The organism is Streptomyces endophyticus, assembly GCF_035798155.1.
Classification (GTDB): Bacteria; Actinomycetota; Actinomycetes; order Streptomycetales; family Streptomycetaceae; genus Streptomyces; species Streptomyces endophyticus.
This window is the reverse complement of sequence record NZ_JAOZYC010000155.1, coordinates 26,900-38,611: the sequence shown is the minus strand read 5'-3', so window position 1 is coordinate 38,611 and position 11,712 is coordinate 26,900. Positions and strand designations below refer to the sequence as shown.

General features: G+C 72.3%; 8 protein-coding genes. 2 read left to right on the top strand and 6 right to left on the bottom strand.

Annotated features, from left to right (window positions below):
* The first annotated feature begins 265 nt into the window (after positions 1 to 265).
* Complete coding sequence (locus tag OKJ99_RS31545; RefSeq protein WP_326021370.1) at positions 266 to 1,522, top strand: lipase family protein; 1,257 nt, start codon at positions 266 to 268, stop codon at positions 1,520 to 1,522.
* Between the two features lie 9 nt (positions 1,523 to 1,531).
* Here OKJ99_RS31545 and OKJ99_RS31540 read toward each other — a convergent pair whose 3' ends face one another.
* The 5 genes from OKJ99_RS31540 to OKJ99_RS31520 form a co-directional block, all read right to left on the bottom strand.
* Positions 1,532 to 2,971 carry an amidase gene (locus OKJ99_RS31540; protein ID WP_326021369.1) on the bottom strand — a complete coding sequence of 480 codons (1,440 nt, stop codon included), beginning with the start codon at positions 2,969 to 2,971 and terminating at the stop codon, positions 1,532 to 1,534.
* A gap of 174 nt (positions 2,972 to 3,145) precedes the next feature.
* On the bottom strand, positions 3,146 to 4,441 hold the full coding sequence (locus OKJ99_RS31535) for a purine-cytosine permease family protein (RefSeq protein WP_326021368.1): 1,296 nt from the start codon (positions 4,439 to 4,441) through the stop codon (positions 3,146 to 3,148).
* Positions 4,442 to 4,571: 130 nt separating this feature from the next.
* Entirely contained in the window at positions 4,572 to 5,477 is a 906-nt protein-coding gene (locus OKJ99_RS31530) for a polysaccharide deacetylase family protein (protein WP_326021367.1), read from the bottom strand.
* 36 nt (positions 5,478 to 5,513) lie between these two features.
* Positions 5,514 to 6,686: a maleate cis-trans isomerase family protein gene (locus OKJ99_RS31525; RefSeq protein ID WP_326021366.1), complete on the bottom strand. Its 1,173-nt coding sequence runs from the start codon at positions 6,684 to 6,686 to the stop codon at positions 5,514 to 5,516.
* Positions 6,683 to 8,017 carry an MFS transporter gene (locus OKJ99_RS31520; RefSeq protein WP_326021365.1) on the bottom strand — a complete coding sequence of 445 codons (1,335 nt, stop codon included), beginning with the start codon at positions 8,015 to 8,017 and terminating at the stop codon, positions 6,683 to 6,685. The genes OKJ99_RS31525 and OKJ99_RS31520 overlap by 4 nt, the downstream gene beginning before the upstream one ends.
* Positions 8,018 to 8,192: 175 nt before the next feature.
* Here OKJ99_RS31520 and OKJ99_RS31515 point away from each other — a divergent pair, with 175 nt between their 5' ends.
* Positions 8,193 to 8,867, top strand: coding sequence for a GntR family transcriptional regulator (locus tag OKJ99_RS31515; RefSeq protein WP_326021364.1), 675 nt, complete (start codon positions 8,193 to 8,195; stop codon positions 8,865 to 8,867).
* Between the two features lie 31 nt (positions 8,868 to 8,898).
* Here OKJ99_RS31515 and OKJ99_RS31510 read toward each other — a convergent pair whose 3' ends face one another.
* A complete protein-coding gene (locus tag OKJ99_RS31510) occupies positions 8,899 to 11,712 on the bottom strand; it encodes an NHLP bacteriocin export ABC transporter permease/ATPase subunit (protein WP_326021363.1) in 2,814 nt (937 codons plus the stop codon).

Sequence of the window (11,712 nt, the reverse complement as noted above, 5' to 3'; positions counted from 1 at the left end):
GGGCACAGAGGGGGAAGGCAGCGACCGTATCGGCGCCGTCGGACGTGCCGCAGCGCCCGTTCCCGCCATGTACGCGCGTGCGAACTCCCGTACGCCCAGGGGTATTTGCGCCTGTCAGGGCCCGGTCGGTGCGGGGTGGACCCACCCCGCGCGTCGCCCGCCCCTCTCCCGCCTCACCCGCGGGTCCCGCTCATGGCCGATCGACGACGCCTTGACGCTGCCGGGCGCCGATGGTGTGCTGCACAGCCTCGCTTCGGGAGGTGCCATGCGCCACACGATCGTGCACGGACCCGCCTTCGCCGACCTGCGCCCCCTCAAGGAGGCCACGTTCGTCGAGCCGGGCAGGACCACCTTCCCCGTCCACCCCGAACTGCCGCGCCTGCTCCGGGAGGACAAGGAACATCCGGATCCGGCGGGCGTGCTTCCGCACACCATGGCGACGCTGGCCGCGTACGCGTACGCCGGCTACGAGCAGGGCGGCGACGCGGACACCGTCGCGACGATGGCGACACGGCTCGGCCTGGAACGCAACCGGGTCCACGTCTTCGAACAGCGCGTGGACGCGCTCTACATCGCCTCCGCCGCCTACCTGATCCAGGACGAGGACCGCCGGATCGCGATCCTCTGCTACCGGGGCACACAGCCCGAGGACATCATCAGCATCCTCACCGACGCCGACGTCCGCCCGGAGACCCTCGCCGTCGACCTGGACGGCGTCGAGTACGCGGTGCACGCCGGCTTCTACCGCAACATGCGCGCCACCCGCTACCTCATCCTCCAGGCCCTGGAACGCGCCGTGCGCGGCGAGTCCATCGACCCCGAGGAGAAGGGCACCCACGGCCCCGGCCTCGAAGCCCTCTACATCACGGGGCACAGCCTGGGCGCGGCCATGGCGGCCCTGATGGCGGTCACCCTCGTCCACGAGCCCCGCTACGCCCACATCGCCCGCCGGCTGCGCGCCGTCTACACCTTCGGGCAGCCCATGCTCGGCGGCCCCGACCTGGCGCGCGCCTGCGCGGACACCGTCGACAGCAACGGCACCCACATCCTCCGCGACCGCCTCCTGCGCTACATCTACGACCGCGACGTGGTGCCCGCCCTGCCGCCGCGCCCCGTCGGCCCCTACGCCCCCTTCGGCCGCGAGTTCCACTTCCGCAGGCCGCGCCGCGCGGTCGACGCGGTGTTCACGGCGGCGGCCGACGCGGCGGCCGAGGCGGCCGCCTTCCCCGGCGACCTCCTCACCGGCACGAACCCGCTGCGGCGGCTGCGCCGCATGGGCGCGATCCCGGGCCGCGCCCGCGAGGACGGCTGGGTCGAGCGGGTGGAACCCGCCCTGCCCTACGCCCAGATGGACAGCCTCGCCGGCCTGGCGGTCGTGGCCCCCCTCGCCTTCTTCGCGGCGCGCCTGGCACTGACGCGGACGCTCCCGTTCAAGTACTCCTTCGACGACCACGGTCCTGCGCACTACGTCAACGCGCTTGCTCCGCCCGGGGTGTTGAGCGAGTACGGGGACGTACGGTAGGCGCGATCGTCAGGCGCCCACCGGCCACAGGTCCCGCCACGGCGCCGCCTCCTCGTAGGCAGCGCACACGTCCAGGAGCGCGCCGTCCGCGAGGTGCCGGCCGATCAGGTGCACGCCGACCGGCCGCCCGTCGCGCGTGCGGCCCGCCGGGAGCGAGGCGGCGGGCAGGCCCGTGAGGTTGGCGATCGGGGTGAACGACGTCCAGTGGTCCGTGGGCACCATCCGTCCCTCGATCAGCTCCGGGCCCTGCACCCCGACGGGGAACGCCGCGACGGAGGTGGTCGGGGTGAGGATCAAGTCGTACGTCGACATCAGCCGGGCCACCCGGTTCACGACCGCCTTGCGCACCAGGTTGGCGTCGGTGAACTGCTCGGCCGTCCACGGGGCGCGCACGAGCGCCGCCAGGTGCGGCGACATGTCGGGCCCGAGCCGGTCCGCCATGGCCCGCATGCCCGTCAGATCGGTCTCCGCGGCGATGATCGCACCGAACGCCGCGCTGAAATCGGGGAGTTCGAGGTCGATCAGGTCGACCTCGGCGCCCAGGTCCTTCTCGAAGATCCGCGCCGCGTCCTCCGTCACCCGGCGCACCTCGGGGTCGACGGCGACCCGGCCCAGGTCCGGGCTGTAGGCGATGCGCAGCGCGCCGGCCGGGCGGCGCCGGGTCCAGTCCACGTCCGCGCACGGGATGGAGTGCCGGTCGCGCGGGTCGGGCCCGGCGAGCACCGAGAGCATCAGCGCGGCGTCGGCGACGGTGCGGGTCAGCGGGCCGATGTGCTCGACCGACTCCCAGCCCGACACCCCCGGGTAGCGCTCGTCGCGGCACCCCGGATACACCGGCACCCGCCCCATCGACGCCTTGAACCCGAAGATCCCGCACAGCGCCGCCGGGATGCGGACCGAGCCGCCGCCGTCGCTGCCCAGCGCCACAGGACCGAGCCCCGCCGCGACGGCCGTCGCCGAACCGGCGCTGGAGCCACCCGGGGTCAGGGCGAGGTCCCAGGGGTTGCGGGTCACCGGAAACAGCGGGTTGTGCCCGGTCGCGCTGTAGCCGAACTCGGTGGCGTTGGTCTTGCCGAGGACGACGGCGCCCGCCGCCACCGACCGCTCCACCACGATGTCGTCCTCGTCCGGCACGAAGTCCGCGTACGCGTGCGAGCCCGAGGTCGTACGGATGCCCTTGGTGGAGATCAGGTCCTTGACGCCGAGGGGGACGCCGGCCAGCGGGCCCGTGTCGCGGCCCGCGGCGATGTCGTCCGCGATCCGCCGGGCCGCCGCACGGGCGAGCTCGGGCGTGGGGGTGCAGAACGCGCCGAGCCTCCCGTCCACGGCGTCGATCCGGTCGAGCACCGCGTCCGTGACCTCGACGGGGGACAACTCGCGCGACCGGATCAGCGCCGCGCTCTCGGTGGCGGACAGGCGGCAGATCTCGGCGGCATCGGTGGGGTTCACGCGGGTGGGCCCTTCTGTGGGATTCCTGTCGGAGACACCGTTGGCGCATCCGGCTGCCCCGGCCCGTGGCGAGTGGTGTGCCCAGAAAAATGTCGCAGTCGTACGTATAACTGCGACACTTTTCCGGGCTGCCATGTCGCGGCGGGGCTGGCCGGGGCGCGCCGACGGTGCCGCTCAGACGGTGGAGGCGGTCGTGGCGTCGATGGCCGGCTCGGCCGTCGCCCGTGGCGGGCGGCGCCGCTCGGCCACCGCGTACACCACCGCGGCGACCACGATGCCGAACAGCGGGTCGACGGAGCCGGGCAGGAAGTAGTGCGCGAGACCCGCGACCAGGGCTCCGGCCGCCCACGCCCCGAGCGCGCTCCAGCGGTAGTCGCGGGCATCGGCCGCCCGGCCCTTGCGGCGCAGGTACTGGTCGGTGATGAGCACGGCGCCGATCGGCGGCACGAACACGCCCAGCAGGTTCAGCCAGTCCACGAAGTGACCCCACACGCCGCTCAGCGCGAAGAGCAGTCCCAGGACGCCGAGTCCGAGCGCGAGCGGGCGCATCTTGGCGGGGGTGAGCGCGGCCCAGCCGACGGCACCGTTGTAGAGGCAGTGCGAGGCGACGGAGCCGAGGTTGACGAAGACGAACAGCACGGCGAGCGCCGTCAGCAGCGGGCCGTGTCCGGTGAGCAGCGGCAGGAAGCCGCCGCCGTCGGCCGCGGGGTCGGCGGATCCGCCGATCGCCACGACGACGCCTCCGAGCGCGTAGGCGACGAAGTTGGCGAACGGGAAGGCGAACGCGGTGGCGACCACCGCGCTGCGCCCGCTCCTGGACCAGCGGGTGAAGTCGGCCGTCATGGTGCCGGAGTCGGCGAACCCGGCGATGACGATGGCGACGGCCCCGCCGAACCCGAGGGCGCCGCCCGTCCCCTGGTAGGTGAGGGCGTCGGAGGCGGAGGTGTGGCCCGCGCCGTAGCCGATGGCGACCGCGCCGAGGACGACGAACAGGGGTGTCGCGACGGCGCCGACGAGGGCGAGGGCGCGGATCCCGGCGACGGTCAGCAAGGTGTAGATCGCGCAGCCCAGCAGCGCGCCCCACATCGGGGCCCAGCCGAGCGTGTCCTGAAGGGTCGTGCCGGTGAGGCCGATCTGGAAGCTGAACCAGCCGATCACGACCGTGGCGAGGAGACCGGCCGCGGCGATCCGGCCGCGGCGCCCGAAGGTGTCGGCGGCCTGGAGCGCGAAGTTCTCGCCGGTGCGGCCCGCGTAGTGGCTGAGGGCGCCGACGTAGCCGAACAGGACGAGGTTGCCGGCGAGGATCGCGAGCAGGCCCTCCACGAGGCCCAGGTTGTAGACGATCACGCCGCCGAAGACGGCGTTGCCGAGGTTCATCGGGAACCCGAACCACACGGCGGCCACCGGCAGGAGGCTCTTGCGTGCGGTGGGCGGAACAGGTGCGTGTTCGTACTCTTCGGCGCTGGCCATGTGCCCCTCCGGGAGGGTGGGAGGACCGGTTGGTATACCGCAGACGCGAGTGAAGGTAGAAGCCGCGTGTTACACGGGAGGGCGCCCCGCGTTTCCTCTGGAGCGCCCACGATTGCCGCCGTGTAAACGATCAGCGCATGTCGGCCGGGCGCTCGGTGCCCTCGAACGGGAAGCGGCGCCGGAAGCCGTCGGCCGCGTCCTCCAGGGTCACGAACGACACGCCCTCGTGGCCGGAGACGTACTCGATGAAGCGCTCCAGCATCAGCAGGACGTTGGGGCGGCCCGAGACGTCCGGGTGCAACGTGATCGGCAGGACGGCGTAGTCCAACTCCCGGTACACCCAGTCGAATTGGTCGCGCCAGTCCTGTTCGAGGGCGCGCGGCGAGACGTAGCCGTGGCTGTTGTGGGCGTGCTTGTTGAACATCATGGGCGGCAGGTCGTCGACGTACCAGTTGCCGCAGAACTCGACGAGGTCCACCTCGTGGCCGTGCACGAGCGGCTTCATCCAGTCCTTCGCGTCGCCCGCATAGTCGATCTTCGTCCAGGAGTCGCCGACGCGGGCGTAGAACGGAGTGAAGTCCCGGTAGTTCTGCGAATGGTCGTAGGAGAAGCCGTATTTGTGGAGCAGGGCCGCCGTCGACTCCGACATCTCCCACCAGGGCGCGACGTAGCCCTTGGGGCCGCGCCCCGTGAACTGCTCGATCAGCTCGACGGACTTGGCGAGGACGTCCTCCTCCTGCTGCGGCGTCATCTCGATGGGGTTCTCGTGCGAGTAGCCGTGCGCGCCGATCTCGTGGCCCGCGTCCACGACCATCCGGGTCTGCTCGGGGAACGTCTCGATGGAGTGGCCGGGTATGAACCACGACGTGCGGATGCCGTAGCGCTCGAAGAGCTTGAGCAGGCGCGGCGTGCCGATCTCCCCGGCGAAGACACCGCGCTGGATGTCGTTGGGGGAGTCCTGGCCTCCGTAGGAACCGAGCCAGCCGGCGACCGCGTCGACGTCGACCCCGAGGGCGATCTGGATGTCCTTGGGCATGGGTGAACTGCTCCTTCTGTTACGGGAGTTGAGCGGTCAGTTGGGGGCCATCGGGGCAGTCAGTTGGGCGGTCGCCGCCTCGATGGCCTGCCGGTCCGCGTCCGTCCAGGCCCGCTCGCGTGTGCTGTGCACGGAGATCCAGCCGGTGAGCGCGCCGCCGGTCTCGACGGGCGAGAGCATCTGGGCGCGCACGCCGTACACGTCCTTCAGCGCCTCCGGCGGGTGCGGGGCCTCGCGGAAGTGCGGCTGCACCAGCGTGCGGCGCTCGGCCTCCAGCCACTCGACCGTGTTGAGGCGGCGCTGGTCGAGCGAGGCGTCGCGGCGGATGGAGCGGACGCCGGGGCCCAGCGCCTCGCCCGCGGTGAGATCGACGTGCAGTCCGTGCTCGGGCAGGTCGACGCGGAACGTGGTGCGGTCGGCGCCGGTCGCCGCGAGCAGCGTCCCGAGGACGCACTGGATCCCGGCGCGCAGGCTGCCGTCGCGCAGCAGCTGCCCGTGCCCGGTCCACGACGGGCGGGCCCCGGCCAGGTCGAGCGCCCGCCACAGGGTGGCGCTCACCGAGTCGAACACCGGGAGATCCAGGGCGTGTTCGAGCCGGTCGGCCTCGAAGGCGCCGTACACGTTCGTGCAGACGACGGCGACGGCCTGCGCGCCGTCGGTGGCCGCGCGCTCGATCTGGCGGGCCACGTCGGCGGGCGGTATCCGGGCGAAGGCCTCGTTGTCGTGCTCGCCGAAGGGCTCCGCGAGCACGCACTCCAGCCCCTCCTTCGCGTACGTCGACACGATCGCGTCGGCCACGTCGCGGGTGTAGGGCAGGGCGAGGCCGAGCCTGCTCACCCCGTAGGCGGCGCAGGCGTCGAGCAGCGCGAGCGTCGACGTGGTCGCCGGGATGCCGGTCTCCGCGGTGAGCGCGTCGGCCAGGGCGCGGTCCCGCTCGATGCCCAGCCAGGACCCCGACGTCCCGTTCCACACCAGGACGTCGACCTTGGCGTCGGCGAGCTGCCGGGCCGCCGCGAGCATCGGCTCGGGGGCGAACTGGGCGTCGCTGCCGGTGTCGAGGGCGATCCGGGTGACCGGCACCCGCGCGAAGTGCGCGGTGGCGAGCCCCGGCGCGCCCTGGAGCAGCCCGTACGTCACGGGTTCCAGGCAGGTGTTGGAGGACGGCGTGAGCATGCCCACGCGCAGCGGACGGTGACGGTTCTCGTTCATCGGACGACGAGCCTCCTCGAGTAGTCGATGACCAGGGACGCGGCGGTGAACAGCAGCGCCGCGCCGACGAAGTACAGCAGGGCCCAGGTGTAGGAGCCGGTGCCGCCGACGATGAAGCCGACGGCGATGGGCGTGACGATCCCCGCGATGTTGCCGGACAGGTTCATGGCGGCGCCGACCACGCCCGCGTTGGCGCGCCCGCCGAGGGTGGAGGGGAGCGCCCAGTACAGGCCGGCCCAGCGCAGGAAGAACAGCACGACGGAGAGCAGCGCGACCGCCGTCATCGCGTCCGGCACCAGGAGGACACCGAGCAGGCCCGCCGTCACGGCCGTGCCCGCGATTCCCATCAGGGTGCGCAGGACGGTGTTGGCGGCGGTGCCGCGCGAGCGCCAGTGGTCGGCGAGCCAGCCGCCGATCAGCTCGCCGACGAACCCGGCGCCGAAGATGACGAGCGTGGACCAGCCGATGGACTTGATGTCGAAGCCCTTGGTCTCCGACAGGTACAGCGGGCCCCAGGTGAGCAGCCCGTAGAAGACGCCGTTGAAGCCCATCCAGCCCAGGCACATGCCCCAGAACGAGCGGTGCTTGACGTAGTCGCGCAGCTTCGCGGGCCGGTCCTCGCCGGGCGCGGCGGCGTCCTCGGCGGCGTGTGCCCGCTCGATGTAGGTCGCCTCCGCCTCGTTCACGCCCGCGTGCTCGCGCGGGGTGTCGCGCAGGTACCGCAGGGCCAGGAAGCCGACCGCCACGGTCACCGCGCCCGCGACGACGAAGCTGATCCGCCAGCTGCCCGTCCAGGCGATGAGGCCGGAGATGGCGATGCCGCCGAGCGCCGAGCCGAGCGGGGCGCCGCCGTCCATGAGGACCGCGCCGCGCCCGCGTTCCTTCGCGGGCAGCCAGTGCGCGTTGAGCTTGCCGCCGGCCGGCATCACCGGGGCCTCGACCGCGCCGAGCGCGAGCCGGGCGGCGAGCAGTGAGCCGACCCCGGTGGCGGCCGCCGTGGCGGCGGTCGCGACGCCCCAGCCGACGCACGCGCCGCCTGCCATCCGGCGCGGACCGAACTGGTCGATCAGCCGGCCGCCGGGGATCTGCATCAGCGCGTACGTCCAGAAGAACGCGCTCAGCACGAAGCCGGTGACCTCCTTCGACAGATGCAGGTCACGGGTGATGAGGGGCAGCGCCACGGACACGGAGCCGCGGTCGATGTAGTTGAGCGTGACGATGCCGAGCAGGAGCAGGAAGACCTTCCAACGGGTGCGGCTGGGAGGGGACTTGGTGGTTCCCGCGTCGTGGTCGGTCGCGGCGGCGACCTGCGGCGGAGTGGCTGACGGCATGGCAAACCCTCTGTTGACGGGACCTCGAAGGTCCACGGTCCGGACAGGTGGGCACGCTTGTGACGTGCAGTGCACGAGCTATGGCATACCAAAGGATGCGGATCGGACCCTCGCCCGTCAAGGCGTTGGTATACCGTGAGCGGCAATTGACGGGGAGGAAACACGGGGAGGGAACATGGCACAGGCGGGGGCCGGCGAGGCGGGCTGGCTGCGTGACCAGGTCTGCGAGGGCATCAGGGACCGGATCATCTCCGGCCAACTGCGGCCGGGGGACCGGCTGTTGGAGCGGGAGGTCGCCGAGGAGTTCGGGGTGTCCCGGATCCCGGTGCGCGAGGCCATCAGGGTGCTGCTCAGTGAGGGCTTCCTGGAGGCGGCATCGGCCCGCAAGATCATCGTCAAGCAGCTCTCGTTCCAGGACGTGCTCGACCTCTTCGACCTGCGCGAGGCCTTGGAGGTGCTCGCCGTGCGGCGCGCCACCGAGCGGGCGCAGAAGCCGCAGATCGCCGCCCTGGGACGGCTGTTGACCAGCGCCGAGCGGGCCACCCGGACCGGGAAGCCCGCCCGCATCTCCCGCGCGAACACGGACTTCCACCACCACATCGTGGAGATCGCGGGCAACACGCTGCTCGCCTCCACCCTGGAGCCGCTGGAGGGCCGGATGCGCTGGCTGTTCCAGCAGGTCGACGATCCGCACGCGGTGTGGGAGGAGCACCAGGGCCTGTACGAGGCGATCGTGGCGCGCGACGCGGACCTCGCGGCCGACCGGGCCCTGAGCCACGTACGCCACTATCGCGAGGTGGCGATGCGCGTGCTGTTCGGCGCGGGCAGCTCAAGCCCCGCCGGCGCTTGAGGCGCGGGGCCAGGGGCAGAGCCCTGCGACCTCACGTCATCTGCCGCCGCACCAACTCGTGCAACCGCCCACCCGTGTCCGCCAACAGCTCCGCGGGCGACCCCTGCTGAACGACCCGCCCCGCCGACATCACGACAACCCGATCCGCGTCCATCACCGTCGACAACCGGTGCGCGATCACCACCCGCGACGCCCGGAGGGCCTTCGTGCTGTCGATGACGATGCGCTGGGTCTCGTTGTCGAGCGCGCTCGTCGCCTCGTCGAAGAAGAGGATGCGCGGGCGCCGGATGAGGGCCTGCGCGATCATCAGGCGCTGGCGCTGGCCGCCGGAGACCGCGCCGCCGCCCGAGATCATCGTGTGCAGGCCCATCGGCATCCGCTTGATGTCCTCGGCGAGGCCCGCCATCTCGGCCGCCGCCATCGCCTCCTCCTGCGTGAAGGACTCGGCGCCGCAGATGCACTCGTAGATCGACCCGCTCAGCGGCTGGGCGTTCTGAAGGACGACGCCGCACTGGCGCCGCACCGCCGCCTGGTCGAGCGCCGAGAGGTCCTGACCGTCGTACAGGACGCTGCCGGAGGCTGGGGCGTCGAAGCCGATCAGCAGGCGCAGGAGCGTGGACTTGCCGCAGCCGCTCTCGCCGACCACCGCCACGAACTCGCCCGGCCGGATGGACACGTTCACGTCGTCGAGGACCAGCGGGCCGTCGTCCGTGTAGCGGAAGGAGACGCCCCGCGCCTCCAGCGCGCCGGTCAGCTCGCCCGGCTGCGTCGCCGCCTCGCGGACCTCGGGCTTCTCGTCGAGCACCGGCTTGATCTGCTCGAACATGGGCAGGACCGCGGCCGCCGAGATCAGCGCGCCGGTCAGCTGCGTCACCGATGTGAGGAGCATCGTCACCGACGTGTTGAAGGTGAGGAAGGACGCCGCCGACATGCTGCCGCGGGCCGGCCCCGCGAGCAGCATGAACATCACGAGCGAGCACAGCGGGAGATAGACGGAGTTGAGGACCGTCGTCGCGTTCTTGATACGGCCGGCCCTGCGCTGCAGCTCCCTGGTGCGCGCGAACTCCTTCGCCCACGCCGCGTACGCGAAGCTCTCCGCGCCCGCCACCCGCAGCTTCGGCAGCCCGCGCAGCGTCTGGAAGGCCTGGTTGTTGAGCTTGTTGCCGAGCTTCACCAGGCGGCGCTGCCAGCGCAGTTCGAGCAGGCCGAGGGTGAGGAAGACGGCCGCGACCAGGACCAGCATGCCGAGCGCCGCCATCGCCAGCGGGACGCTGTAGAGGAGGAGCAGGACCAGGTTCATCGCGCCGACCGTCGTCGACTGGACGACGATCGGGCCGACACCGGACAGCAGGCGTCTGATCGAGCTGATGCCCATCGCCGCGCTCGCCAGCTCGCCCGTCGAGCGGGAGGCGAAGAACCGGGTCGGCAGCCGCAGCAGCCGGTCCCAGACGGCCGGTTGCAGGACGCTCTCCACACGGCCCTCGATGCGCAGCACTGTGAGGTTCTGCAGCAGCATGAACGCCGCCGTCACGACACTGGTGACCACGACCGCGAGGGAGACCTGCGTGATGAGGCTGGTCTGCGCGTTGGGCACGTACGTGCCCAGGACCTGGCCGGTCGCGACGGGCACGAGCGCGCCGAGGCCCACCGTGACCAGACCCGCCAGCAGCAGCCTGCGGACGTCCGTCGTCATCGCCTGCATGCTGAAGCGCATCAACTTGAACGGGGTCAGATCGCCGTCGGGGAGCGGACGGTAGAGCATGATCGCCCGCTCTTCGAAGTCGTCCGCGCTGTCCTCGTCGACGCGGGTGCGGCGGTCGCCCGCCGCGTTCACCGTCTCGTAGCCGCCGCGCCGCCACAGCAGCGCGACCGGGGCTCCGGAGGAGGCGCGGTAGCCGACCAGCGGGCCCGCGTCGCGGCGCCACCAGCCCCCGGCGAGGCGGACGGGGCGGGTGCGCAGCCGGGAGGCCGTGGCGAGTTGTTCGACCGGGTCGAGGCGGTCGCTGACCGCGCCCACGTGGTCGGGGTCGACGAGCCGGATGCCCGCCGCGTCCGCGACGACCTTGCAGGCCGCGTACGTGGCGTCGGCGCCCGCGTCGGCGGAGCTCCGGCGGCCGCGCTTGGTGCCCATGGACGCGAGCAGCGTGCGGTCGGCCTGCTCGCGGACGGCCTCGCCCGCCCGGATACCGGCGGCGGCACGGTCCTCGTGGGCGCTCTCCAGGCGCTCGATCCAGCGGTCCAGGGTGGACAGGAGGCGCCACTGCTGGTTGACCATGCGTTGCCACAGGCCGGTGTCGACCAGCAGATCGGACGCCGCGTCCGCCGCGTAGGCGGACCCGTACTGCACGCTGCCGGGCGCCAGTTGAGGCCACAGCACGTCGTCGTCGCCGACGAGGGAGTCCTCCTGCGCGTCCACGGTGCGCCCGCCCAGCGGCGCCTCGAACAGGATCCGCTGCCCGCGGCCCACGCCGAGCGCGAAGGCCTCCTCCAGCAGACTCCAGCCGTACGAGCCGTCGTAGGCGGGCGGCGCGTACGGCAGCTCGCGCAGCGGGATGCGGCGCACCGTACAGCCGTTCAACGGCCGGCCCACGAGCGTGTGCTGGGTGCCCTCGACCGGGCCGAGCAGCAGCGTGCCCGGCTCCAGACGGCCCAGGAAGTGCCAGTGCCCCTGGCTCTGCGCGTCGACCGCGAACAGGTCGAGCGCGCCGCCCGCGACGAGCCACAGCACGTGCGGGCCCTCCAGCGGCAGATTCCGCAGGTCCGTGCAGTCGACGGGGGCGCCGAGGCCGCCGAAGGCCGCCACGACTTGGTCGGAGGACGTGAACTCGGTTTGCAGGTCGGTCAT

What these genes read in the sequence shown, in the direction of transcription:
- OKJ99_RS31545 (WP_326021370.1), top strand. Translation starts at nt 266, where the DNA reads ATGCGCCACACGATCGTGCACGGACCCGCCTTCGCCGACCTGCGCCCC.
- OKJ99_RS31535 (WP_326021368.1), bottom strand. Translation starts at nt 4,441, where the DNA reads ATGGCCAGCGCCGAAGAGTACGAACACGCACCTGTTCCGCCCACCGCA.
- OKJ99_RS31530 (WP_326021367.1), bottom strand. Translation starts at nt 5,477, where the DNA reads ATGCCCAAGGACATCCAGATCGCCCTCGGGGTCGACGTCGACGCGGTC.
- OKJ99_RS31525 (WP_326021366.1), bottom strand. Translation starts at nt 6,686, where the DNA reads ATGAACGAGAACCGTCACCGTCCGCTGCGCGTGGGCATGCTCACGCCG.
- OKJ99_RS31520 (WP_326021365.1), bottom strand. Translation starts at nt 8,017, where the DNA reads ATGCCGTCAGCCACTCCGCCGCAGGTCGCCGCCGCGACCGACCACGAC.
- OKJ99_RS31515 (WP_326021364.1), top strand. Translation starts at nt 8,193, where the DNA reads ATGGCACAGGCGGGGGCCGGCGAGGCGGGCTGGCTGCGTGACCAGGTC.
- OKJ99_RS31510 (WP_326021363.1), bottom strand. Translation starts at nt 11,712, where the DNA reads ATGACCGACCTGCAAACCGAGTTCACGTCCTCCGACCAAGTCGTGGCG.